The 24,493-nt window shown below is 71.6% G+C and carries 22 protein-coding genes; 7 read left to right on the top strand and 15 right to left on the bottom strand.

Features of this window, described 5'->3' with window-relative positions; all coding sequences use genetic code 11:
* Window positions 1-8: 8 nt before the first annotated feature.
* Window positions 9-1,301 carry an extracellular solute-binding protein gene (locus tag AC1DXT_RS06245; RefSeq protein WP_477060467.1) on the bottom strand — a complete coding sequence of 431 codons (1,293 nt, stop codon included), beginning with the start codon at window positions 1,299-1,301 and terminating at the stop codon, window positions 9-11.
* 464 nt (window positions 1,302-1,765) lie between these two features.
* On the opposite strand from AC1DXT_RS06245, the gene AC1DXT_RS06240 reads away from it, so the two are divergent.
* Complete coding sequence (locus AC1DXT_RS06240; RefSeq protein ID WP_477060466.1) at window positions 1,766-6,031, top strand: endo-1,4-beta-xylanase; 4,266 nt, start codon at window positions 1,766-1,768, stop codon at window positions 6,029-6,031.
* Window positions 6,032-6,114: 83 nt separating this feature from the next.
* On the opposite strand, the gene AC1DXT_RS06235 is transcribed toward AC1DXT_RS06240, so the two are convergent.
* The gene (locus AC1DXT_RS06235) at window positions 6,115-6,777 is read right to left on the bottom strand and encodes a 4a-hydroxytetrahydrobiopterin dehydratase (RefSeq protein WP_477060465.1); all 663 of its coding nucleotides are present in this window, start codon (window positions 6,775-6,777) and stop codon (window positions 6,115-6,117) included.
* Window positions 6,778-6,815: 38 nt separating this feature from the next.
* A complete protein-coding gene (locus tag AC1DXT_RS06230) occupies window positions 6,816-8,348 on the bottom strand; it encodes a peptide MFS transporter (protein WP_477060464.1) in 1,533 nt (510 codons plus the stop codon).
* An 86-nt stretch (window positions 8,349-8,434) separates the two neighbouring features.
* Between AC1DXT_RS06230 and AC1DXT_RS06225 the strand changes: the two genes are divergently transcribed.
* On the top strand, window positions 8,435-9,778 hold the full coding sequence (locus AC1DXT_RS06225; RefSeq protein ID WP_477060463.1) for a cryptochrome/photolyase family protein: 1,344 nt from the start codon (window positions 8,435-8,437) through the stop codon (window positions 9,776-9,778).
* Here the strand turns inward: AC1DXT_RS06225 and AC1DXT_RS06220 are convergent.
* Window positions 9,775-10,779, bottom strand: coding sequence for an ABC transporter permease (locus tag AC1DXT_RS06220; RefSeq protein ID WP_477060462.1), 1,005 nt, complete (start codon window positions 10,777-10,779; stop codon window positions 9,775-9,777). The genes AC1DXT_RS06225 and AC1DXT_RS06220 overlap by 4 nt on opposite strands.
* A 102-nt stretch (window positions 10,780-10,881) precedes the next feature.
* On the opposite strand from AC1DXT_RS06220, the gene AC1DXT_RS06215 reads away from it, so the two are divergent.
* Window positions 10,882-11,475 carry a TetR/AcrR family transcriptional regulator gene (locus AC1DXT_RS06215; RefSeq protein ID WP_477060461.1) on the top strand — a complete coding sequence of 198 codons (594 nt, stop codon included), beginning with the start codon at window positions 10,882-10,884 and terminating at the stop codon, window positions 11,473-11,475.
* 6 nt (window positions 11,476-11,481) lie between these two features.
* On the opposite strand, the gene AC1DXT_RS06210 is transcribed toward AC1DXT_RS06215, so the two are convergent.
* The 4 genes from AC1DXT_RS06210 to gatC all read right to left on the bottom strand — a co-directional run bounded on the left by AC1DXT_RS06210 (window position 11,482) and on the right by gatC (window position 15,442).
* Window positions 11,482-12,030, bottom strand: a complete 549-nt coding sequence (locus AC1DXT_RS06210; protein WP_477060460.1) for a GNAT family N-acetyltransferase — start codon at window positions 12,028-12,030, stop codon at window positions 11,482-11,484.
* 111 nt (window positions 12,031-12,141) lie between these two features.
* Window positions 12,142-13,638, bottom strand: coding sequence for an Asp-tRNA(Asn)/Glu-tRNA(Gln) amidotransferase subunit GatB (gene gatB / locus AC1DXT_RS06205; protein WP_477060459.1), 1,497 nt, complete (start codon window positions 13,636-13,638; stop codon window positions 12,142-12,144).
* On the bottom strand, window positions 13,635-15,146 hold the full coding sequence (gene gatA, locus AC1DXT_RS06200; RefSeq protein ID WP_477060458.1) for an Asp-tRNA(Asn)/Glu-tRNA(Gln) amidotransferase subunit GatA: 1,512 nt from the start codon (window positions 15,144-15,146) through the stop codon (window positions 13,635-13,637). The genes gatB and gatA overlap by 4 nt, the downstream gene beginning before the upstream one ends.
* Window positions 15,143-15,442: an Asp-tRNA(Asn)/Glu-tRNA(Gln) amidotransferase subunit GatC gene (gatC, locus tag AC1DXT_RS06195; protein ID WP_056096944.1), complete on the bottom strand. Its 300-nt coding sequence runs from the start codon at window positions 15,440-15,442 to the stop codon at window positions 15,143-15,145. Before gatC ends, gatA begins: the two co-directional genes overlap by 4 nt.
* 46 nt (window positions 15,443-15,488) lie before the next feature.
* Here gatC and AC1DXT_RS06190 point away from each other — a divergent pair, with 46 nt between their 5' ends.
* From AC1DXT_RS06190 to AC1DXT_RS06180, 3 genes are all read left to right on the top strand, one after another.
* Window positions 15,489-16,061 carry a DUF5655 domain-containing protein gene (locus AC1DXT_RS06190; RefSeq protein ID WP_477060457.1) on the top strand — a complete coding sequence of 191 codons (573 nt, stop codon included), beginning with the start codon at window positions 15,489-15,491 and terminating at the stop codon, window positions 16,059-16,061.
* A gap of 183 nt (window positions 16,062-16,244) precedes the next feature.
* Window positions 16,245-16,412, top strand: coding sequence for a hypothetical protein (locus tag AC1DXT_RS06185; protein WP_200938657.1), 168 nt, complete (start codon window positions 16,245-16,247; stop codon window positions 16,410-16,412).
* Between the two features lies 1 nt (window position 16,413).
* Window positions 16,414-17,145 carry a PH domain-containing protein gene (locus AC1DXT_RS06180; RefSeq protein ID WP_477060456.1) on the top strand — a complete coding sequence of 244 codons (732 nt, stop codon included), beginning with the start codon at window positions 16,414-16,416 and terminating at the stop codon, window positions 17,143-17,145.
* Here the strand turns inward: AC1DXT_RS06180 and AC1DXT_RS06175 are convergent, their stop codons facing one another.
* Both AC1DXT_RS06175 and AC1DXT_RS06170 read right to left on the bottom strand, forming a co-directional pair.
* The gene (locus AC1DXT_RS06175; protein WP_477060455.1) at window positions 17,146-17,559 is read right to left on the bottom strand and encodes a pilus assembly protein CpaE; all 414 of its coding nucleotides are present in this window, start codon (window positions 17,557-17,559) and stop codon (window positions 17,146-17,148) included.
* A gap of 29 nt (window positions 17,560-17,588) precedes the next feature.
* Window positions 17,589-18,026, bottom strand: coding sequence for a MarR family winged helix-turn-helix transcriptional regulator (locus AC1DXT_RS06170; RefSeq protein ID WP_477060454.1), 438 nt, complete (start codon window positions 18,024-18,026; stop codon window positions 17,589-17,591).
* 67 nt (window positions 18,027-18,093) lie between these two features.
* Here AC1DXT_RS06170 and AC1DXT_RS06165 point away from each other — a divergent pair, with 67 nt between their 5' ends.
* Entirely contained in the window at window positions 18,094-18,462 is a 369-nt protein-coding gene (locus tag AC1DXT_RS06165) for a VOC family protein (protein ID WP_477060453.1), read from the top strand.
* 9 nt (window positions 18,463-18,471) lie between these two features.
* On the opposite strand, the gene AC1DXT_RS06160 is transcribed toward AC1DXT_RS06165, so the two are convergent.
* From AC1DXT_RS06160 to AC1DXT_RS06140, 5 genes are all read right to left on the bottom strand, one after another.
* A complete protein-coding gene (locus AC1DXT_RS06160) occupies window positions 18,472-19,473 on the bottom strand; it encodes a sugar phosphate isomerase/epimerase family protein (RefSeq protein ID WP_477060452.1) in 1,002 nt (333 codons plus the stop codon).
* A 2-nt stretch (window positions 19,474-19,475) separates the two neighbouring features.
* Window positions 19,476-20,618: a Gfo/Idh/MocA family protein gene (locus tag AC1DXT_RS06155; protein ID WP_477060817.1), complete on the bottom strand. Its 1,143-nt coding sequence runs from the start codon at window positions 20,616-20,618 to the stop codon at window positions 19,476-19,478.
* A gap of 103 nt (window positions 20,619-20,721) precedes the next feature.
* A complete protein-coding gene (locus tag AC1DXT_RS06150) occupies window positions 20,722-21,771 on the bottom strand; it encodes a substrate-binding domain-containing protein (RefSeq protein WP_477060451.1) in 1,050 nt (349 codons plus the stop codon).
* Window positions 21,772-21,824: 53 nt separating this feature from the next.
* The gene (locus tag AC1DXT_RS06145) at window positions 21,825-22,874 is read right to left on the bottom strand and encodes an ABC transporter permease (RefSeq protein WP_477060450.1); all 1,050 of its coding nucleotides are present in this window, start codon (window positions 22,872-22,874) and stop codon (window positions 21,825-21,827) included.
* Window positions 22,871-24,385 carry a sugar ABC transporter ATP-binding protein gene (locus AC1DXT_RS06140; protein WP_477060449.1) on the bottom strand — a complete coding sequence of 505 codons (1,515 nt, stop codon included), beginning with the start codon at window positions 24,383-24,385 and terminating at the stop codon, window positions 22,871-22,873. The genes AC1DXT_RS06145 and AC1DXT_RS06140 overlap by 4 nt, the downstream gene beginning before the upstream one ends.
* Window positions 24,386-24,493 lie beyond the last annotated feature (108 nt).

The raw sequence follows: 24,493 nt of genomic DNA, 5'->3' as shown, positions 1-24,493 counted from the left end.
GGTGTCGTCTACTCCTTCGCCGCGGCGTCCACGACGCCCTGGACGATCGCTTCCGAGTCACCCTGGCCGGCGAGCAGGTTCACCACGCCGGTGTTGAGCGCGTTGCCCACGTTCTGGCCGTACAGCGTGTCCAGCCACAGCGACACGTAGGGCGCGTCGTTGTAGGTGTTCAGGACGTCCACCAGAGCGGGCTCGGTCACGACGCCCTGCGCCTCCTTGCTGGCGGGCAGCGTGTGGAACGCGTTCGCGTAGCCCTCCTGGTACTTCTTCTGCATCGCGAAGTTCAGGAACTCCGAGCACTCCGCCGGTGCGTCCTTGGAGCAGGAGAAGCCGTCGAGGCCGCCCATCATGGCTCCGGCCTCACCGTCGCCGCCACTGATCTCCGGGAAGGGGAACCAGGCCAGGTCGGCCAGCGGCTTCTGGTCCGGCGTCAGGGACGCGATCACGCCCGGGTCCCAGGCGCCCATGAGCTCCATGGCCGCCTGGTGGTTGGCGACGAGGCCGGCCGACGAACCTGCACCCTGCTGGGCAGAGGTCGTCAGGAAGCCCTCGTTGAACGGGTCGGTGTCGGAGAACGCCGCGAGGTCGTCGCCGGCCTTCTGCCAGCACGGGTCGTCGAACGTCATGTCCGCGGCGGCCTTGTCCAGGGTGTCCTGCGAGCACGCGCGCAGCGCGAAGAAGTAGTACCAGTGCGCAGCGGGCCACGCGTCCTTGGCGCCGAGGGCGATCGGGGCGATCCCGGCGGCCTTCAGCTTGTCGACAGCGCCCTCGAGGTCCTCGATCGTCTTCGGGGTCTCGGTGATGCCGGCCTGCGCGAACAGGTCCTTGCTGTAGTAGATGCCGCCCGGGAGGATCGACATCGGCATGCCGTAGACCTTGCCGTCGATCGTGAAGGCGCTGTACGCGGCGTCGCCGGTCGCAGTCTTCGTCGCGTCGTCGACCACGATCTCCTGCGCCTGACCGGCAGCGACGACGTCGGCCAGCTTGCCGCCACCGCGTGCCATGAAGATGTCCGGCGCGTCGCCCGAGTTGAGGGCGGTCTGGAGCTTGCCGTCCATGTCCTCGTTCTGGATGGCCTGGATCTTGATCGTGACCCCGGGGTTCGCGGCCTCGAAGTCCTTCACGGTGGAGTCCCAGTAGGCCTTGCCCTCACCGGTGGTGGAGTTGTGCCAGAAGGTCATCTCCACGTCGCCGCCGGACGTGCTGTCGCCGCTGCCACCGTCGTCGCCACTACAGGCGGTGAGCCCGGCGGCACCCATCACCATGACGGCTGAGACCGCCAGGAGCTTGCGAGCAATCATGAGATCTGTCCTCTTCGTCGAGTTGCACAGAGTGGAAAGCTGGCCCCTTGCTGGGCGAACTGCTACTGCCACCGAGCATCAGCCCGTGTAGGCCGTGCTGCCCGCACTGCCCGTCACCGACGCAGGTCGGCATCGGTGCCGGTTCTGCGCCCGCCTTGCAAGGGCGGCACCACGTGGAGCGTGGTGCAGTCTCTTCATCACGCACGCCCGGTCTCCGCTGACGGTGGGCGCAGACGCCACTGTTGCAGCCGCTGAGCCCGATCGTCAAACGTTATCGATAACGTTTTACTAACGGTCCCCTACGTCAGGTCCGACGACCTGCCCGCGCCGGCCGCTCCGAAAGTATCGGGCGGGCTCACGATTCGATAACGTTATCAATAACGTTGTCGAGAACCCTGGCGCTCGTGTCCGGTTGATGCGTAATCTCCCGCCCGGAGTGGAGACGATCGCGCAAAGGAGCGCTGATGAGACGTGCACGAGTCCTCACCGCGGTGGCAGCAGCTGTGGCACTGGGTCTGACGACGACCCCGCCCGCGCTGGCCGCCGAGACCGAGCCGACAGTGGTCCTGCAGAACGACTTCGAGACACCCGACCCGGCCCCGTGGGGACCCCGGGGGCCGGTCACGCTGGCGGTGACCGCGGACGACGCGCACGCCGGGACCGGGAGCCTGCTCGTCAGCGGGCGGACCGGCGACTGGAACGGGCCGGCGACGAACGTGGCGACCCTGTTCGACGCCGGCACCACCTACACGGTGTCGGCCTGGGTGAAGCTCGCCCCCGGCACGGTGGGGACGGCTCCGGTGCACTTCACGGTCGAGCAGACGCCCGCCGACAACCAGTACGCCTGGGTCGGCTCCCCCGTCGACGTGACCGCGGACGCCTGGGTGCAGGTGGGCGGCACGTACACCAAGGACGCAGCCGTGACGGCCGCGACCCTGTACCTCGAGGCCGGCGTGATCGGCGCGGCGCACCCGAGCTTCCTCGTCGACGACGTGCTCGTCACCGCTGCCGGCGGCACCGATCCCGTGCCCGGCGTCGTGCCCGGAGGTGCCGTGAACCCGACAGCCACACCCGTCACCGCCGCCCGCGGCACCGGCGACGTCGCCGCGCTGACCTTCGACGACGGCCCCAACGGCGCCACCACGGAGGCGCTGCTCGACTACCTCGGTGAGCAGGGCATCCACGCGACGTTCTGCGTGATCGGCCAGAACATCACCGCTCCCGGCGGCGCCGCGGTGCTGCAGCGCATCGTGCGCGAGGGCCACACCCTGTGCAACCACACCACCAGCTACGCCGACATGGGCAGCTGGACGCCGGAGCAGGTGCAGGCCGACCTCGTCGAGAACCTGCAGATCATCCGGACCGCGCTGGGCGACCCGAACGCCAAGGTGCCGTACTTCCGAGCACCCAACGGCAGCTGGGGTCAGACGCCCGCGGTCGCGGTGGCGCTCGGCATGCAGCCGCTCGCGGTGATCAACACGATCAGCGACTGGGAGACGCAGGACGTCCCGACGCTCACCACCAACCTGCGCGCGGCCATGAAGCCCGGTCAGGTGGTGCTCACGCACGACGGCGGCGGTGACCGCTCCGGCACGCTGGCCGCGGTCCGCACGGTCGTCTCCGAACGGCTCGCCGCCGGCTGGCAGTTCACGCTCCCCGCGGGCGGCTCCGACGACCCGGGCGTCCCGACGACCTCCCTGTCGACCGGGTTCGAGGACGGTCTCGGCGTGTGGGGCGCGCGCGGCAACGGCACCGCGCCGATCGTCGCGACCACCACGGCGGAGGCGCACGGCGGCACCCAGGCGGCGTCTGTCTCCGGTCGCACCGACACGTGGCACGGCCTCGGCGCACCGGTCACCGGCGGCTTCCAGCCCGGCCGGACCTACCAGATCTCCGCGTGGGTCAAGCTCCCCGCGGGCGAGGCAGGTTCCGCCGACCTGCGCGTCAGCGTGCAGCGTGACAACGCCGGCACGTCGTCGTACGACACCGTCGCCACCGCGACCGGCGTGACGGCCGGCGCCTGGGTGCAGGTGCAGGCCTCGTACGTGATGGCCGCGGCCGACTCCGCTCTCCTGTACGTCGAGTCGGCGTCCGGCACGGCACCGTTCCTGGTCGACGACATCGTCGTCACCGGGTCCACCGCTCCCCCGGTCCAGCAGGACATCCCGTCGCTGCAAGACGCGCTCCCGTGGCCCGTCGGGGTCGCCATCGACGCCCGCGAGACCATGGGCACGGGCGCCGAGCTGGTCACCAAGCACTACGACCAGCTCACTGCCGAGAACGCGATGAAGCCCGAGGCCATCCAGCCCACGGAGGGCACGTTCACGTTCGAGGCGGCCGACGAGCTCGTCGACTTCGCGCTCGCGCACGGCATCCGCGTGCACGCGCACACCCTGGTGTGGCACAGCCAGACGCCGGACTGGTTCTTCCAGCACGCCGACGGCACCCCGCTGACGGACAGCGCCGCGGACCAGGACCTCCTGCTGGCACGGATGCGGACGCACATCGAGACGTTCGCGGACCACTACCGCACCAAGTACGGCGAGTTCGGCACCGCCGGCAACCCGATCGTCAGCGTCGACGTCGTCAACGAGGTCATCGCCGAGAGCGAGGCCGACGGCCTGCGCCGCAGCGCCTGGTTCGCCACGCTCGGGGCGAGCTACATCGCGGACGCGTTCGAGATCGCCTCCGAGGCGTTCAACGGCGGCGACCCCGACGGACCGGTCCAGCTCTTCATCAACGACTACAACACGGAGCTGCCCGCCAAGCGGCAGGCGATGTTCGACCTGGTCGAGGGCCTGCTGGCCGACGGCGTGCCGGTCGACGGCGTCGGGCACCAGTTCCACATCAGCCTGTCGCAGTCGGTCGACCAGATGCGCACCACGCTCCAGACGTTCGCCCCCCTGGGCCTGCTGCAGGACGTGAGCGAGCTGGACGTGCAGATCGACGGCACGGTCACTCAGGAGAAGCTCGTCGAGCAGGGCTACTACTACGCCAGCGTCTTCGCGATGCTGCGGGAGTTCCCGGACCTGTTCGCGGTCACCATCTGGGGCCCGTACGACAGCCGGAGCTGGCGGGACGGCGCGCCGCTGCCGTTCGACGACGACCTGCAGGCCAAGCCGGCCTACTGGGGCATCGTCGACCCGACGCAGCTGCCGACCCTCACCCGGCAGGCGAACGCCCCGCAGGCCGACGCCCCGGACGCCCTGCAGTGGAGCCTGCTGCCGCTGCAGACCATCTCGGGCGGGACCGGGTTCCAGCTGCGCTGGTCCGGTGACCGGCTCACCGCGTACGTGCACGTGGTCGACGCGACGGACGACGCCGCGGCCGACACCGTCACGTTCTTCGGCTCGGGCGATCCCGTGGTGGTGACTCGCGACGCGGGGACACAGACCGCGGACGGCTGGACCGCCGTGGCGGAGCTGCCCCTGGCCGCACCCGGAGCCGTCGGTACCACCGTGCCGTTCGACGTCCGCGTGGCCGACGGCAGCGGAGGGCTCGTGTCCTGGAACGACCTGGCCCACCACCAGGAGACCGGCGGCCCGCTCGGCGTCGTCACCCTGGTGGAGCCGGTCGGCTACGTGGCGGTCCCCCAGGCCTCTGCGGCACCGGCCATCGACGGTGCGGTCGACGCCGCGTGGGCCGACGCCCCCGTGGTGCGGACCGAGGTGCAGGTCGAGGGCACGCCCGGTGCCACCGCGGACGTGCGCATCCTGTGGCACGACGACCGCGTCGACGTGCTGGCGCAGGTCACGGACCCGTCGCTCGACGCGACGAGCTCCAACGCCTGGGAGCAGGACTCGGTCGAGATCTTCCTCGACCCGGTCAACGCCAAGTCCGGTCCGTACAACCCGGCCGACGGGCAGTACCGGATCAACTACCTCAACGCGGTGTCGATCAGCGGGGACACCGCGGTGATCGGCGACCGGCTGACCAGCGCGACCGCGGTGGTCGACGGCGGGTACGTGGTCGAGGCGTCGCTCTCACTGGGGCGCACCGTCACGGCCGGTGACCTGGTGGGCCTGGACTTCCAGGTCAACGACGGCACCGCCGGGGTGCGCGGATCGGTGCGGACGTGGTCCGACCCGACCGGGCGCTCGTACCAGAACACCTCGCGGTGGGGCGTCGCCCAGCTGGTCGCACCCGTGGCCCCGGAGCCGACGGCCCCGGTGGTGACCGAGCAGCCGACGTCCGTCGCCGGTGACCTCGGTTCCGAGGTCACGCTCACCGCGGCGGCGTCGGGCTACCCCGCGCCGACCGTCCAGTGGCAGGTGCGCGGCCGCTTGCCGTGGCAGTGGAAGAACGTGGCCGGTGCGACTTCGCCGTCCCTGACGCTCACGGTCACCGAGCGCATCGACGGCAGCCGGTACCGCGCGGTGTTCACCAACACCGAGGGGTCGGCCACCACCGAGGTCGCCACCGTGCGGATCGCCCGCACGGCCCCGGTCGTCACGGTGCAACCGACCTCGGTCACCGCCAAGGCGGGCTCGAGGGTGACGCTCACAGCGGCGGCCACCGGGTACCCGCAGCCCACCGTGCGCTGGCAGCAGCGCTCCGTCGGCGGGCACTGGAGCTGGGTCCGGGGTGCGCACAGCACCTCGCTCACGGTGAAGGTGGCGACGCGGGCGACCGAGTACCGGGCGGTGTTCACCAACACCGAGGGCACGGCCACCACGGCCGCCGCGGACGTCTCGCCCAGCCCTGCGCCTCCGCGGCACCACGGGAGGTGACCGGCCGCTGACGGCACGCCTCCCCTGAATGTCGAGGGCCCCGGATCAACCTCCACTCCGATCCGGGGCCTTCGGCTTGCCCCTCAGCTCCTGCCGCGCGCCTGCCACGTGCACACGCAGACCTCGTTGCCCTCGGCGTCGGCCAGCACCCAGAACGCGGGCGCCCGCTCGTCGCTGACCAGGTGGCCGCCCGCGGCCACCGCCGCGGCCACCCGCGCCTCCGCCTGGTCGTGCGCCACGATCACGTCGAAGTGGATCCGGTTGCGCTGCGGACGGGGCGAGTCCATCTGCTGGAACCAGATCGACGGCCCGATCCCCGCCGGGTCCACCAGATCCTCCGCGGCGGTCAGGTCGTACCCCATCACGGCCGCCCAGAACGGCCGCACCGCCGGGATGTCGAGCGCGTCGACGGCGATCTCAAGCATCTCGCTGCGCGGGACGTCGCCGGTCACCCCGAGCTCGTCGGCCAGCGCGCTCACGGTGGCGGCCAGGTCGACGTCGCGCTGGGTCAGCCCGCCGGCGTCGTGGCTCGTGGTGGTCACGGTGACCTGTCCCCAGCGCAGGACGACGTCGGGGTGGTGGTTCGCCGCGTCGGCGGCCGCCGCGATCCGGGCGACGAACGCCGCGGCGGTACTGAAGTCGGGGGTCGCGAACGTCGCGCGCAGCGACTGCAGGAGTACGCGCCAGTGCCGGGAGTCGACCGCGGCCGTGACGTCGGAGTGACGCAGGAGGGTGGTGTCAGCCATCCGTCCACCCTGCCACCGGACGCCCACACGCGTCGCGGTCAGTGCTGCAGGGCCGCCTCCTCGGCCGAGTCCGCCCCGGCCCGGATGTGCCGGGTGACCCACGGGGCGAGCGCGAACATCGCCCCGGCGAACACGAGCGCGATGAGCCCGATGGTGCCGAAGTACGCCGCCGGGCTGGCGTCCGGCGTGGACTGGATGACCTGCGCGGCGATCGCGTTGCCCGCCGACGGCGCGAGGAACCACAGCGCCATCGCCTGCCCACGGAACGCCTTCGGGGCCAGCAGGGTGGTCGCGGCCAGGCCCACCGGGGACAGGCACAGCTCACCGATCGTCTGGATGACGTAGACCACCACGAGCACCCACGCGGGGGTCTTGCCGCCGTCCGCCAGCCACGAGGCACCCGCCAGGAACACGAAGCTCAGCGCCGCGAACGTCAGCCCGAGCGCGAACTTCACCGCGGTCGGCGGGCGGTCGTCGAGCTTGATCCACAGCCACGCGAACACCGGCGCCAGCAGGATGATCGCGGCCGGGTTGATGGACTGGAACAGCTCCGGCGACACCGCCGTGCCGAAGATCGTCAGCTCGGTGTTGTCCTGCGCGTACGACGCCAACGTGCTCGCCGCCTGCTCGAAGATCATCCAGAAGATCATGGCCGCGACGAACAGCGGGATGTAGGCGCGCAGTCGGGTCCGCTCGTGGTCGTTCACCTTGGGCGACCGGAACATGACGATGAACGTCGCGACGGGCGCGGCGAAAGCGAGGTAGGAGATCGCGTCGATGAACGTCGGCAGGCCGAACCCGCCCTGGACCAGCCAGGCGAGGGCGACCGCCGCCGCGATCCCCACCAGCACGGCGGCGAAGAGCCGGACCACGCCCGGGCGGTCCTGCGGCGTCAGCGGGTTCGGTGGGACGTCCCCGGCGCCGCCCAGGTACTTGCGTCCGAGCACGAAGAACACGAGCGCGATCGCCATGCCGATCGCCGCGACGGCGAAGCCCCAGTGGTACCCGCCGACCGCCCGGGCGGCACCGACCAGGAACGGCGCCGCGAGCGAGCCGATGTTGATGCCCATGTAGAAGATCGAGAAGCCCGAGTCGCGACGCGGGTCCTCCCGGTCGTACAGCTCGCCCACCATGCTCGAGACGTTGGGCTTCAGCAGGCCGGTACCCAGCGCGACCAGGACGATGCCGAGGTAGGAGAAGCCGGCCGACGGGACCGTGAGCGCCACGTGGCCCGCGGCGATGATGATGCCGCCGTAGAGCACCGACCGCCGTGCACCGATCACCCGGTCAGCCAGCCAACCGCCGAGCACCGACAGCAGGTAGACCGACGAGCCGTAGATGGCGACGAGCGCCTCGCCCGACGTCTGCTCGATCCCGAGGCCGCCGTTGGCCAGGGTGTCGGTCAGGTAGAACAGCAGGATGGCGCGCATCCCGTAGTAGCTGAACCGCTCCCACAGCTCGGTCCCGAACAGGGTGAACAGACCCATCGGCTGACCGAAGAAGGCCCGGTCGCCGGGCAGCGTGTCCACCTTGCGAGCCGGCGCCGAGCCCCCCGCGTTCGCGTCGCTCATGGGCCCATCGTGGCCTCGCACCCCGCGAGCCACCACCCCCGGGCGCTCGGGCGGCGGCGCGGCGGTCCCCCGGCTACCGTCGCCGGGTGCCCTCGATCCACTGGTTCCGCCGCGACCTGCGGCTCGCGGACAACCCCGCGCTGCTCGCCGCCGTCGAGGAGGCGCGGGCCGCCGACGACGAGATCGTGCCGCTCTTCGTCGTCGATCCGGCCCTCTGGCGCTCGGCGGGCGCACCGCGGCTGGCCTACCTCGCGCGCAGCCTTCTGGCGCTCGACGAGGCGCTCGACGGCCGCCTCGTCGTCCGGCACGGCGCTGCCTCGGCCGTGGTCCCCGCCGTCGCGCGCGAGGTCGGCGCGCCGAGCGTGCACGTCACGGCAGCGACCGAGCCGTACGGCCGGCGTCGCGACGAGGCGGTCGAACGCGCGCTCGACGTCCCCCTGGTCCGCACCGGCTCGCCGTACGCGGTGGCGCCCGGTCGGCTGAGCACGCAGGCGGGCACCCCGTTCCAGGTGTTCACCCCGTTCCGCGGTGCCTGGCTGGACCACGGCTGGTCCGCCCCGGCGCGACGACCGCAGCGCGTCCCGTGGGCCGACCTCCCCTCCGACGGCGTCCCCGCGAACCCGGCGACGGACGTCCGGCTCCCCCCGGCCGGGGAGCACGCCGCCCACGCGCGCTGGTCGGAGTACCTGCGGGACGGCCTGGAGGAGTACGGCACCCTGCGCGACCGGCCCGACCTCGACGGCACGTCGATGCTCTCCATCCCGCTCAAGTACGGGGAGCTGCACCCGCGGACGCTCCTCGCCGACCTGGCGCAGGCGCCGTTCGACACGGCGACCTTCCGGTCCGAGCTGGCGTGGCGCGAGTTCCACGCCGACGTGCTCTGGCACCACCCCGGCGCGGCGCGGCGGTCGCTGCGGACCGTGGTCCCGGAGGACTCGTGGGACGACGGGGACGCCGCGTTCACCGCCTGGGTGGACGGCCGGACCGGGTACCCGTTCGTCGACGCGGGAATGCGCCAGCTCCGCGCGCTCGGCTGGATGCACAACCGGGTCCGCATGGTGGTGGCATCGTTCCTGGTCAAGGACCTGCACGTGCGCTGGCAGCGGGGTGCGCAGCACTTCATGGACTGGCTGGTGGACGGCGACGTGCCGCAGAACCAGCTCAACTGGCAGTGGGTGGCCGGCACCGGCCGGGACGCCGCACCGTACTTCCGGGTGTTCAACCCCGTGACGCAGGGCCAGAAGTTCGACCCCGACGGCTCGTACGTGCGGCAGTGGGTGCCGGAGCTGCGCGGGATCCCCGGGCGCGCCGTGCACCAGCCGTGGACGCTGGGGCTCGAGGCGCCCGAGGACTACCCGGACCCGATCGTGGACCACGCGGCGGAGCGCAAGGTCGCCCTCGACGACTTCCACCGCGGCCGCGGAGGCTAGGCCGCGACGAGCTCCGGGGCGGCCTCCTCGAGCGCCTCGTGGGTCGCGGCGCCCGTGTCGCGGAAGTGTCCGACCGTGGCGAGCAGGAGGCCGAGGACCGCCCACGACGCCAGCGCGACCCAGAGCTGGGTGGTGTCCGCGCGCGGGAAGTACGACTCGTCGCGCAGCAGGGCGGCTGCTGCGCCGGGGGGCATCCACTGGCCGATCGCTCCCCACGGCGCCGGCAGCATCTGCCACGGCTGCGCGGCGGACGCGATCGGGTTGGCGACGAGCAGGAAGAGCACCGGACCGATCGCGATCCCGGCACGGCCGACCACCGACACGCACCCGACGATCACCCCGGCGATCGCCAGGATCGCGAGCGCGACGATCCCCGCGTTCACCGCGTACGAGCCGGCCAGCGCCCCGAACCACCCCTGCAGCACGCCCGCGACCGCGAACCCGCCCAGGACCGAGTACCCGACGACCGCGGTCACCCGACGCCACACGCCGACGACCCCCAGCGAGATCGCGATGCCGCCGATCATGCCGCCGATCACCAGCGGGAACGTGACCGCGCCGAGGATGGCGCCGCGAGGGTCCCCCTCCAGCAGGGGCACCACGTCGGTCACTGGGACCGGCGCACCCACCTGCGCCTGCAGGGCGGGGGCGAGGGCGGTGAGCTGCTGCGCGACGAGCGGGCTCCCGCCCGACGCGGTGAGGATCTCCGGCTGCGCGCCGAGCACGACCGCGCCGTAGATCTCGCGCGTCTGCACGAGGTCGACCGCAGAGGTGCGGTCCTGCGCGGTGACGACGTCGAACACGCCTGGGGCGCGCTCCTCGAGCGCCTGTGTGAAGGGCACGACTGCGGCAGCCGGCCCGGCGACGGCGACCGGCAGGTCGTGCGGCTCGGAGGTGACCGCCGGCCACAGGAAGGCGAGCACCAGCACGGTGAGGGCGCCGGCGAGGCCGACCCCCAGGCCGAGGAGGCGACGCCACGGGGTGTGGGGCTGCGCGTGCATGACAGGGTCCTCTCGTCTAAACCGAACGTTCGTTCTTCTAGACGATCGTCGTCCCCGCGTGTCGCAGTTGTCAAGAACGATCATTCGTTTTTATGCTGCCTCGTGCCCAAGGTCACCGAGGAGTACCGCGTCGCCCGCCGGGACGAGATCGCCGAGGCCGCGCTGCGGGCTTTCCGCCGCAAGGGGTTCCAGGCCACGTCGATGGCGGAGATCATCGCCGAGTCCGGGCTCTCCGCCGGCGCGATCTACGGGCACTACGCGAGCAAGGACGCGATCATCGTCGACGTGGCGTCCCGCGTCGTCGGCAACCGGATCCTCGACGTCGAGCGGCTGGCGGAACGCGATCCCCTGCCAGCGCCGCCCACGATCCCCCGCGTGCTCATCGGCGGCATGCTTGACGCGATCGGCAACCCCGCGATCATGCTGCAGCTCTGGGGTGAAGGGGTCACCGACCCGGCGGTGCGCACCGTGGCGTTCGACGTCATCGTGCGCCTGCGCGGGGCGCTCGAGCGATACACGTCGCTCTGGCACCAGCGCACCCACGGCACCCCGCCCGACGACGCCGACGCCCTCGCCGCCGAGCAGGTCCCGCTGCTGATCGCCGCGGTGCAGGGCTTCGTGGTGCAGTCGGCGATGGTGCCGGACTTCGACGCGGAGGCGTACCTGGCCAGCGTCGAGAAGTACCTGCCGCAGTAGACCCGCCTACGTCGGGATCTGGCTCGCCCGGAACTCGTCCTCGAGCAGCCCCATGAGGATGCCGTCGCACCAGCCCTCGCCGTCGCGGTACGCGTCGCGCTTGCGACCCTCGATGCGGAACCCGAGGTTCTCGTACAGGGACTTGGCGCGCGCGTTGATGCTCAGCACGTCCAGCTCCACCCGGTGCAGGCCGAGCCCGTCGAAGGCGAGCCCGAGCATGAGCTGGATCGCCTCCGTGCCGTACCCGCGGCCGCGGTAGCCCGGACGCATCGCCAGCCGCAGGTTGGCGGAGAGCACCACGTCGTCGATGTCGTTGAGCACGATCTCGCCCAGGTACTCGTCCGCGCCGTTCACGGTCACCGCGAGGTCGATCCGGCCCTCGGCGGAACCCACCGAGGCGCACCAGGCATCGATCTCCGGACGGGTGAACACCGCCGTGGTGCCGGTCAGCCGCCGCCCGTCGGGGTCGCTCACCGACTCCCACACCGCGTCCGCGTCGTCCGCCCGGATGGGTCGGAGCACGATCATCTCGCCCTGGAGCGTGGGCTTCTCCATCGGTGCCTCCTGTCGCCGCGGCGAACGCTACGGCCCGGGTATGGCGGGGACGTTACCGGCGGATCACCGGCACCGGCCCGCGCCCCGCCGTCCGGCGGGGCACGGGGGTGGCTAGGAACCGATCCGCTCCAGCAGCAGCTCGCGCACGCGACCCGCGTCGGCCTGCCCGCGGGTCGCCTTCATGACCGCGCCGATGATGGCGCCGACCGGTCCGAGGTTGCCGGACCGGATCTTCTCCGCGATGTCGGGCTGCGCCGCGAGCGCCGCGTCGATGGCCTCGAGCAGCGGACCGTCGTCGGACACGACCTCGAGGCCGCGCGCGACGAGCACCTCCTCCGGGTCACCCTCGCCGGCCAGCACGCCCTCGAGCACCTGGCGGGCCAGCTTGTCGTTGATCCGGCCGTCGTCGACCAGCTTCTGCAGCTGCCCGACCTGCGTCGGGGTCACCGGCAGGTCCGCCAGCTCGACCTCCTGCTGCTTTGCCGTGCGGGCCAGCTCGCCCATCCACCACTTGCGCGCGGCGGCAGGGCTCGCACCCGCCGCGATCGTGGTCTCGATGAGCTCCACGGCGCCGGCGTTGACCACGTCACGCATCTCGGCGTCGGCGTACGCCCACTCCCCCTGCAGCCGGCGGCGACGGGCTGCGGGCAGCTCGGGCAGCGAGGCCCGGATCTCCTCGACCCATGCGCGGTCGGGGGCGATCGGGACCAGGTCGGGCTCCGGGAAGTACCGGTAGTCCTCGGCGTCCGACTTCACGCGGCCGGAGGCGGTGGTGCCGGTGTCCTCGTGCCAGTGGCGGGTCTCCTGGATGATCGCGACGCCGTCGTCGAGCACGCCCGCCTGCCGGCTGACCTCGTAGCGCACGGCCCGCTCCACCGACCGGAACGAGTTGACGTTCTTGGTCTCGGTGCGGGTGCCCAGCGGCGACTCGGGCGTCGGGCGGATCGACACGTTCACGTCGGCGCGCACGTTGCCGCGCTCCATCCGCGCCTCGGAGACCTCGAGCGCCCGGAACAGGTCCCGCAGGGTCTGCACGTACGCGCGCGCCACCTCGGGGGCCCGCGCGCCCGCGCCGGTGATCGGCTTGGTGACGATCTCCACCAGCGGGATGCCCGCGCGGTTGTAGTCGACCAGCGAGTACTCGGCGCCGTGGATGCGCCCGTCGGAGCCGCCGATGTGGGTGTTCTTGCCGGCGTCCTCCTCCATGTGCGCGCGCTCGATCTCGACGCGGAAGATGCTCCCGTCGTCCAGCTCGACGTCGACCCAGCCCTCGTACGCGATGGGCTCGTCGTACTGCGACGTCTGGAAGTTCTTGGGCACGTCCGGGTAGAAGTAGTTCTTCCGGGCGAACCGGCACGTCTCGGCGATCGAGCAGTTCAGCGCGAGGCCGATGCGGATCGCGTACTCGACGGCCTTGCCGTTGACCACCGGCAGCGAGCCCGGGAGCCCCAGCGAGACGGGCGTGACCGAGGTGTTCGGCTCCTCGCCGAACCCGGCCGGCGCACCGTCGAACATCTTGGTCTTCGTGCCGAGCTCGACGTGCACCTCGATGCCGATGACCGTGTCGTAGCGGGCCACCGCGTCGTCGTAGTCGACCAGCGCGCTCATCGTCCGACCTCCAGCTCGGGAGCCTTGCTGAGCAAAGGTCCGCCCCACTCGTTCTCCAGCAGCGCCTCGAGCGCCGCACCCACGCGGTACAGCCGGTCGTCGGCCTTCGCCGGGGCCAGCACCTGGAACCCGACCGGCAGGCCGTCGTCGGACAGGCCGCTGGGCAGCGACAGCCCGGGGACGCCGGCGAGGTTGGCGGGGATCGTCGCGACGTCGTTGAGGTACATCGCCAGCGGGTCGTCCAGCTTCTCGCCCAGCTTGAACGCGGTGGTCGGCGCCGTCGGCGAGACCAGCACGTCTGCGGCCTCGAACGCGGCGGTGAAATCGCGCTGGATGAGCGTGCGGACCTTCTGCGCCGAGCCGTAGTAGGCGTCGTAGTAGCCGGCCGACAGCGCGTAGGTGCCGAGGATGATCCGGCGCTTGACCTCGTCGCCGAAGCCCTGGCCGCGCGTCGCGGACATGACGCGCTCCGCGGTGGGGTTGTCCTCGGGGACGACCCGCAGGCCGAAGCGCATGCCGTCGAACTTGGCCAGGTTGCTGGACGCCTCGGCCGGGAGGATCAGGTAGTAGGCCGCGAGCGCGTAGGTGAAGTGCGGGCAGGAGACCTCGACGATCTCGGCGCCCGCGCCGCGCAGCAGCTCCAGCGACTCCTCGAACCGTGCGAGCACCCCCGGCTGGTAGCCCTCGCCCTGCAGCTCGCGGATGACTCCGACGCGCACGCCGGACAGGTCGCCGTTCGCGCCCTGGCGGGCCGCGGCGACGAGCGCGGGCAGCGGCTCGTCGATGGACGTGGAGTCGCGCGGGTCGTGCCCGCCGATGAGCTCGTGCAGGAGCGCCGAGTCGAGCACCGTGCGCGTGACGGGACCGGCCTGGTCCAGCGACGACGCCAGCGCGATGAGCCCGTACCGGGACACCCCGCCGTAGGTGGGCTTGACGCCGACCGTGCCGGTGACGGCGGCCGGTTGGCGGATCGAGCCGCCCGTGTCGGTGCCGATCGCGAGGGGTGCCTCGTACGCGGCGACCGCCGCGGCGGACCCGCCCCCGGACCCGCCGGGGATCCGGTCCAGGTCCCACGGGTTGTGCGTGTTGCCGTACGCGGAGTGCTCGGTGGACGACCCCATGGCGAACTCGTCCATGTTGGTCTTGCCGAGGATCGGCAGGCCCGCGGCCTTGATCCGCTCGACCAGCGTCGCGTCGTACGGCGGGATCCAGCCCTCGAGGATCTTCGAGCCGGCGGTGGTCGCCAGGCCCTTGGTGACGACGACGTCCTTGACCGCGATCGGCACGCCGGCGAGCGCGTGCAGCGACTCCCCGGCAGCGCGGCGCGCGTCGACGTCGGCTGCCGTGGCGAGCGCGGCATCTCCGCTGACCTGCAGGAACGCGTGGATCGCACCGTCCACGTCGGCGATCCGGTCGAGGTGCGCCTGCGTCGCCTCGACGCTGGACACCTCCTTCGCGGTGAGCTTCTCGGCCAGGGCCGCCGCGGAGATGCGCGTCAGGTCGCTCACGCGTCCTCCCCCAGGATCTGCGGGACCGCGAACTTGCCGTCGATGTGCTCGGGCGCGGCCGCGAGCACCAGGTCGCGGTCGACCGGCTCCACGAGGACGTCGGGGCGGAACACGTTGGTCAGCGGCAGGGGGTGGCTGGTGGCCGGCACGTCGGGCGTGGCGATCTCGCTCACGCGGGCGACCGACTCGACGATGACGTCGAGCTCGCCCGCGAGGCGGTCGAGCTCCGCCGGCGTGAGGTCGATCCGTGCCAGGCCCGCCACGCGCGCGACCTCGTCGCGAGAGAGGGTGGACATGGCTCGGAGTCTAGACGTTGGGGACCGGCTCCCTACGCTGGGCAGCATGGCGACGAGTCCCGACGACATGCGGGCCGCGGTCACCGCGAGCATGGCGGACCGCACCGGCCGCACCCTCGACGAGTGGGCGACCCTGGTGCACGACACCAGCGGCGTCGACCCGCTCGACCAGAACGCTGTCCGGCGCTGGCTCAAGGACGTGCACGGCGTCCCGCAGAACACCCAGTGGACGATCGCGTTCGAGGTCGCCGAGCGAGCGGGGTGGGAGCGTCCGGACGTGGACGGCTACGTCGAGATGCAGTACACGGGCCGCACGGCCGGGCTGCGGCCGATCTACGACGCGCTCGAGCGCGCCCTGCTCGCGCTGGGCGACGACGTGCGCCGGGAGGGCCGGTCGACCTACGTGCCCTTCGTCCGCGCCCGCCAGTTCGCCGCCGTCGCCGCGACCACGGCCACGCGCGTCGACGTCGGTCTGCGGTTCGTCGACCCGCCCGACGACCCCCGCCTCGTCCCCGCGAAGGCGCCCGGCTCGGCGACGCACCGGGTCGCCGTCACCGACGTCTCCCAGGTCGGCGACCTGCTCGGGCTGCTGCGCGCCGCCTACGAGCAGAACGGATAGTCGGACAGGCGTTCACTTTCCCCGGTGTGTGCTCCCCGATCGACGCCGCCCGGTAAGTACGATTTGCCGAGACTGGTGGTGCGTGGCCGGCCCCTGCCCCGCGGGTCCGATCCGCCGCCTGCTCCCGACCGTGCTCCCCCGACAGGGCCACGCGCCCCCGACGACGCCCCTGCGAGGCCGCCCATGCCACCGAAGCTCAAGACCGCCCTCTTCTGGATCATCGCGATCTTCCTCGTGTACGCCATCGTCACCAGCCCGGACCGCGCCGCCGACCTCGTGCGCGCCCTCTGGGACATCATCGTCAGCGCGTTCTCCAGCTTCGGTCAGTTCTTCTCCAACCTGACCGAGTGACATGGGCACCGTCGAGCAGACCCTGGCGGGGCACCGGACCCTGCGCAAGTACGTGCTGCCCGGCGAGCGCGTCGTCCTGACGCGCCGGTCCCACTGGGCCAAGCTCCTGGAGCCCACCCTCACCACGCTCGTCGCCTTCGTGCTCGTGGCGTGGCTCGTCGACGTGGCCGGCACCGCCGTCGGCGACCGGTCGGCGTGGCTCTGGTGGCTGTGGCTCGCCGTGCTGGCCCGCCTGGCCTGGCGGGTGCTCGACTGGCGCAACGAGTGGCTCGTCGCCACCGACAAGCGGATGCTCATGCTCTACGGGCTCATCACGCACAAGGTCTCGATGATGCCGCTGGTCAAGGTCACCGACATGCGGTACTCCCGGTCCATCCCCGGTCGCATCCTCGGCTACGGGGAGTTCCTGCTGGAGTCCGCCGGACAGGACCAGGCACTGGGGCGCATCGCATGGGTGGCCGATCCCGACGCCACCTACCGCGAGCTCTGCGCGATCATCTTCACGCCCACCCAGTCGCCGCACGTGAGGCCACCGTCCGTCGCGGTGCGCCAGCCCGTGCCTGAGGGGCGTCCTGCCTGGCCGGCCATCCGCGAGCACCTGCCGGGAGACACCCAGCCGATCCGCATCCCGCCGCGGGCGACCACGCGCGACGACGGCCCGGGGTGGGCGGTGTCCGGGGACACCGGCACCTACGTCCCGGTCGAGGACCCCGTCCGCCGCTACGACGACTGACTAGACCCGCTCGATCGCGGCGGCTACCAACGCGAGCAGCGCCTGCGCGTAGGCGTCCGCGGCCGTGTCCCCGGTGAACAGGCGCTCCGGCCGGCCCGAGTGCTCGATGACCACCCCGTACTGCCCGTCGGTGGACCGCGCCAGGCTCCGGAACGTGCCACCCAGCAGCTCGCGCAGCTGGTCCTCGCGCGGCAGCCACAGCGCGTCCTCCTGCGCGACCGAGTCGAGCGCCCACTCGGTGGTCCCGTTGAAGCCCAGGACGGTGCCGGTCGGGTACTCGTGCGGCTCCACCACCATGTCCGAGATGGTGAACACCTGGTCCTCGAGCGTCCGGACGGCGAACCGGTCACCGGGTCGGGGGTGCCAGCTCAGCCCGGCCTCGTGGAGCTGCTGGGCGCGCGCGACGGAGATCATCGATCAAGTATCCGCCCGCGTCCTGATGATCACCCTTCGGCGAGCGCCGCGACGCACTCCCGCAGCAACCGCCTCAGCTCGGCACGGTCCCCCGCGGGCAGCGCCCCGATCATCCGGGACTCCACCGCGGCGACCGCGGCGCTCGCGCGTGCCAGCCGCTCGCGCCCCAGCACCGTGATCTCCGTCGGCAGGACCCGCCCCACCGGCGCCAGCTCGGCGCGCGAGACCAGACCGTCCCTCGCCATCTGCTGCAGGAGCACGTTCATCGACTGCCGGGACACGAACGCGCCGCGGGCGAGGTCGCTGCTCGACAGTCCGGGCCGCTGCGCGAGCAGCTCCAGGCACGAGTACTGCGTGATCGTCATGTCCAGCGGACGCAGCACGGCGTCCATCGCCGCGTGCAGGACGCTCGACGCCTCCTTGAGCAGGTAGCCGATCGACGTCTCGAGCTCCACGCCTTGACCCATGTCAGTAGTCTGACATAGCCTGACGATGTCAGTTAATTGACACGAATCCCGATCCCAGGAGCTCACCATGCCCGTCACCGGCCCCGACTTCGTCTCCCTGCAGGTGCGTGACCTCGAGCGCTCCGCCGCCTTCTACGAGCGGTTCCTCGGCGTGGTCCGCGCGGCGTTCAGCCCACCGCACGCCGTGGTGTTCGACACCCGCCCGATCGCGTTCGCCGTGCGCGAGGTCGCACCGGGGGTCGACCTCGACGCGACCGCGCAACCCGGGCTCGGCACGGCCGTCTGGCTGCACGCACCGGACGCGCAGGAGATCCACGACGCGCTCGTCGCGGCGGGGGTGCCGATCGCGTCCGCCCCGGTCGACGGACCGTTCGGTCGCACGTTCACGTTCGCCGACCCGGACGGGTACCACGTCACGCTCCACGACCGGGGCTGAGACTGAGACCTAGCGGGTGCTGAACGCGGCGTCGAACGACGCGGCCGGCGGGTCGAACGCGTTGCGCTTCACGAACTCCAGCGCCTCGGGAGCACCCAGCAGCCGGTCCATCCCCGCGTCCTCCCACTCCACGGAGATCGGCCCGTCATACCCGATGGAGTTGAGCGCCCGGAACGACGCCTCCCAGGGCACGTCGCCGCGTCCGGTGGACACGAAGTCCCACCCGCGGCGCAGGTCTGCCCACGCCAGGTGCGAGCCCAGCCGCCCGTTGCGGCCGTTGCCCAGCCGGAGCTTCACGTCCTTGCAGTCCACGTGGTAGATCCGGTCACGGAACTCGAGGATGAAGTCGACCGGGTCCAGCTGCTGCCAGATGAAGTGGCTGGGGTCCCAGTTCAGCCCGAACGCCTCGCGGTGGCCGATGGCCTCCAGGGTCCGCACGGTCGTCCAGTAGTCGTAGGCGATCTCGCTGGGGTGCACCTCGTGCGCGAACCGCACGCCCACCTCGTCGAACACGTCGAGGATCGGGTTCCACCGGTCGGCGAAGTCCTGGTAGCCCGCGTCGACGGCCTCCTGCGAGACCGGCGGGAACATCGCGACGTACTTCCAGATGCTCGACCCGGTGAACCCCACGACGGTCTTCACGCCCAGCTTCGCGGCGATCCGGGCCGTGTGCTTCATCTCCTCGGCCGCCCGCTGCCGGACGCCCTCCGGGTCGCCGTCCCCCCAGACGACGTCGGGCAGGATGTCGCGGTGCCGCTGGTCGATGGGGTCGTCGCAGACCGCCTGGCCCTTGAGGTGGTTGGAGATCGCGTAGACCTTCAGGCCGTACCTCTCCAGCAGCGCGAGCTTGCCGGCGACGTACTCCTCGTCGTCCCAGCGCCACGGATCCAGGTGGTCGCCCCAGCACGCGATCTCGAGGCCGTCGTACCCCCAGCCGCTGGCCAGCCGCGCGACCTCCTCGAACGGCAGGTCCGCCCACTGGCCGGTGAACAGGGTGATCGGTCGCGCCATGGTCAGCTCTCCTTCGCCACGGATGTCCACGTGCTGTTGTCGGCCGCGGACCGTTCCACGGCGTCGAGCACCCGCTGCACCGCGAGCCCGTCGGCGAAGCTCGGCTCGGGCTGCCGACGCGACGCGATCGCCGTGATCAGGTCCACCGCCTGGTGCGTGAACGCGTGCTCGTACCCGAGACCGTGACCCGCGGGCCACCAGGCTGCCACGTAGGCGTGCTCGGGCTCCGTGACGACGATCCGCCGGAACCCGGCCTCCCACGCGGGCTGTGACGCGTCGAAGTAGTGCAGGACGTTCATGTCCTCGAAGTCGAACGCGAGCGAGCCCGCCGAGCCGTTGATCTCGAGCCGGATCGCGTTCTTGCGGCCCCACGCGAAGCGGGTGGCCTCGAAGGTCGCCAGTCCCCCGCCGGACATCCGGCCCAGGAAGATCGCCGCGTCGTCGACCGTCACCGGACCGGTCTCGCTGCCCGCCGTGCCGTGCAGGCCGGAGTGCTCCGAGGCGACCGGACGTTCCTTCACGAACGTCTCCAGCACGGCCGAGACACCCGTGACGGACTCGCCCGTGACGAACTGCGCGAGGTCGATGATGTGCGCGCCGATGTCCCCGAGCGCCCCCGAGCCGGCCTTCTGCTTGTCCAGCCGCCACGACAGAGGCGCCTGCGGGTCCGCGATCCAGTCCTGCAGGTACTGCGCGCGCACGTGCCGGACCGTGCCGATGCGCCCGTCCGCGACGAGCGTGCGGGCCAGCTGGATGGCGGGGACGCGACGGTACGTGAAGCCGACCATCGCCAGCCCGGGGGCGCTCTGCGCGGCGCGGACCATCGCCTCGGCCTCCTCGACCGAGTTGGCGAGCGGCTTCTCGCACAGCACGTGCTTGCCCGCCTCGAGCGCGGCGATCGCGATCTCGGCGTGGGTGTCGCCCGGGGTGCAGATGTCGACGAGGTCGATGTCGTCCCGGGAGACGAGGGCCTTCCAGTCCGTCTCGGTGCTGGACCACCCCAGCCTCGCGGCCGCGGCGGTCACCGCGGCGGCGTCGCGGCCGGCAACGGCCGCCATGTCCGGGTGCAGCGGCAGGTCGAAGAACCGGGGGGCGTTGCGCCAGGCCTGCGAGTGCGCGATGCCCATGAACGCGTACCCGACCATGCCGATGCCCAGGCGCGGGACTGCTTGTGTCACGACTCCTCCTCGAGTCCTGTGGGTCCGGGCGGGCCGCTGCGGAACAGCCCGCCCGGACGGGTCAGGCTGGTCAGGACTCGAACGCGGTCGGCAGGTACTGCTCGACGTTGTCCTTGGTCACCACGGGGGCGAACAGCTGGATCGTGCGCGGCACCTCGACCTCGACCAGGTCGCTCATCGACTTGCCCTGCACGAGCAGCCGGGCCAGCTTGATGCCGTCCGCGGCCTGGGTGGACGGGTAGATGACCGTGGCCTTGAGGACGGTGTCGTCGGCCTGGATGGCCTCCATGACGTTCTTGGAGCCGGCGCCGCCGACCATGAAGAACTCGTCGCGACCGGCGTTCTCGATGGCGGCCATGACGCCGACACCCTGGTCGTCGTCGTGGTTCCAGATGGCGTCGAGCTTCGGCGCCGCCTGCAGCAGGTTGGCCGCTGCGGCCTCGCCGCCCTGGACCGTGAAGTCGGCCGCGACGCGGTTGCTCACCTCGAGCCCGCAGGCAGCGAGCGCGTCGGAGAAGCCGCGGCTGCGGTCCTGCGTCAGGGGCAGCGAGTCGATGCCGGCGATCTCCGCGACCTTGGCGTCGGCGTTCCCGCCCAGCTCGCCGCAGATGTACGCACCGGCGCTGACGCCCATGCCGTAGTTGTCGCCGAGGATCGTCGTGCGGGCGGCGTCGGAGTCCTCGAACTCGCGGTCGACGTTGACGACGACGATGCCGGCCTGCATGGCCTTGATGGCGACCTCGGTGAGGGCGGCGCCGTCGAACGGCAGCAGGACGATCGCGTCGACCCCGTCGTTGATGAACTGCTCGATCTGGCTGATCTGCAGGTTGACGTCGTTGGTGGCCTCGGCCTGCACCAGCTCGACGTCGGAGTACTTGGCGGCCTCGGCGACGGCCGACTTGGTGATCGAGCCCATCCAGCCGTGGTCGGCCGCCGGGGCGGAGAAGCCGATGACGACCTTGTCGCCGGGCTCGTCGTTGCCGGTGGCTGCGGCCGCCGGCGCCTGCGCGGTGCCGGTGTCCTCGGCCTCGGGTGTGTTGGACGTGCAGCCGACGACGAGTGCGAGGGCGGCAGCGGTGCCGGCGGCTGCGAGCCACTTCCGGCGGAGCTGTACAGACATGACGATCCTCCTTGATCGGACGGGCGTGGTGCGGGGGGCAGAGCGGGGAGAGGTCAGGTTCCGGCGCGGGAGCGCTCGGCGATGCGCTGCTGGAGCAGCACGGCGACGACGATGATCACGCCCTTGGCGATGGCCTGCGCCGAGATGGACAGGTTGTTCTGCGTGAACACGTTGCTGAGCGTCGTGAAGATCAGGACGCCCAGGAAGGTGCCGACGATGGTGCCGCGGCCGCCGATGAGCAGGGTGCCGCCGACGACCACGGCGGCGATGGCGTCGAGCTCGTAAAGCTGGCCGTTGGTGGAGCTGCCGGCCGTGGTGCGGCCGAGCATCATGACGCCGCCGATGCCGGCCGTGAGACCGCACAGCGCGTACAGGTACATCGTGTGGCGCTTGACCTTGATACCCGCCAGCCGTGCGGCCTCGGGGTTGCCGCCGACCGCGATGGTGCGGCGACCGAACGTGGTGCGGTTCAGCAGGATCCAGCCGGCGACGGACACCAGAACGAAGATCCACACGAGCATCGGCACGCCGATGGGCGACGACCGGAAGAAGTCGAGGAACGGGTCGACCTTGACGATCTGGGTCTGCCGTCTGGCGATGATCTCCGCCAGGCCGCGGGCGGACACGAGCATGGCCAGCGTCGCGATGAACGCGACCACCTTCCCGTACGCGATGAGCACGCCGTTGATCAGTCCCGCGCCGATGCCGACGCCGAGCGCGCAGAGCACGATGATCGTCCAGTGGAAGTCCTCCGCCATGGTCTGCGTGGCCAGCGTGGAGGCCCACACCGACGCCAGCCCGATGACGGAGCCGACGGACAGGTCGATGCCGCCACCGGTGATGACGAAGGTCATCCCGATGCTGATCACCCCGAGCACCGACGCGAGCCGCAGGATGGTGAGGAGGTTGTCGATGCTGGCGAACCGCTCGCCGGCGGTGATGACGCCGAAGACGCAGATCGCCACGAGGGCGATGACCAGGCCGAGGTTGCGCCCGGTGGCTCCCTGGAGGAGTCCCCCACGAGACGTCTCCCCGGCCTTGGCCACCTGCTCCACCCGAGCGGACTCGTCGGCGGCGGGGACTGTCAGGTCCTGGTCGCTCACGCGGCACTTCCTTCCATGACGAGATCGAGCACGCGGTGCTCGTCGATGCGGGACGCGGGTCCCTCGTGGACCACCCGACCCTCGGAGATCACCAGGACGCGGTCGGACAGGCCGATCACCTCCGGGATGTCACTGGACACGACCACCACGGCGGCACCCTGGGCGGCCAGGTCGGCGATCAGCGCGTAGATCTCGGCGCGGGCGCCGACGTCGACGCCGCGCGTGGGCTCGTCGAGGAGCAGCACCGTGCAGCCGTGCACGAGCCAGCGAGCGAGGAGAACCTTCTGCTGGTTGCCGCCGGACAGGGTGCGCGCGCTGCGCTCGGGGTCCGACGGCCGGACGTCGAGCGCGTCGATCTGCTCGCGCGCGATGCGCCGCTCGGCGCCCTCGTCGAGGAACGACGCGGTGGCGTTGCGCGTGAACGTGGAGAGCGTGATGTTCCGGTACACCGGCTCGTCGAGGATCAGGCCCTGGCTCTTGCGCTCCTCGGGGCAGAGCCCGATGCCGGCGGCCACCGCGTCGCTCACGGAGCCGGCGCGCAGCTGGTCCTCCCCGACGTGCACCGTGCCGGCCGTCGCCCTGCGCGCGCCGAAGACGGTCTCGAGGATCTCGGTGCGTCCCGACCCGACAAGCCCGGCGAGCCCGATCACCTCACCGGCGCGGACCTGGAACGACACGTCGGTGAACGCTCCGCGCAGCGCGAGCCCCTCGACCCGCAGCACCGTGGGGGCGTCGTCGGCCACGGCCGGCCGCGGCGGGATGGCGTACTCCACGGTGCGGCCGGTCATGAGCTTGATGAGCTCGGCGGTCGGTGTCTGCGCCGCCGGGAGCCCGGTCGCGACCGTCCGCCCGTCCTTGAGGACCGTGATGCGGTCGCCGATCTGGCGGATCTCGTCGAGGCGGTGCGAGATGTAGACGACGGCGACACCGGACGCGGTGAGCTCGCGGACCACGCGGAAGAGGTTGGTGACCTCCTCGGCGTCCAGCACGGCCGACGGCTCGTCCATGACGATCACCCGGGCGTCGTGCGAGAGGGCGCGCGCCATGCTGACGATCTGCTTGCCCGCGGCCGAGAGCCGGCCGACCTCACGGTGGGGCGAGATGTCACCGTGGCCGAGGCGGGTCAGGAGCGCCCGCGTGCTGGCCGTCGCCGCGCGTCGCTGCGAGAACCCGGCGGTGGCCAGCTCGTGGCCGAGGTAGATGTTCTCCGCGACGGAGAGCCCGTCGACGACGTCGAGCTCCTGGTACATCGTCGCGATGCCGAGCTTGAGGCCCGCGACGGGGTGCGCGATGGTGACCGGCTGCCCGTCCAGGAGGATCTCGCCCTCGGTCGGCTGGTGGGCGCCGGCGAGCACCTTGATGAGCGTGGACTTGCCCGCGCCGTTCTGGCCCAGCAGGCAGTGGACCTCGCCCGCCCGGATCTCCAGGTCGACGCCGTCCAGCGCCCGGGCTCCCGGGAACTGCTTCACGATGCCGCGCATCTGCAGCAGCGGCGGGTCCTCGTTGACCATGAGCAGGAACGTAGAACCACTTCTGCCGCTGGTCAAGCAAAAGTCGCCACTGCTGTGTCATGGTTACGTGAACGTGACCTACGTAAGGCGGAATGGTTCACTGTGCGC

The organism is Cellulomonas sp. P1_G12_2 (assembly GCF_056405535.1).
The sequence above is the reverse complement of the archived record's forward strand: the minus strand, read 5'-3'. Positions and strand labels throughout refer to the sequence as shown.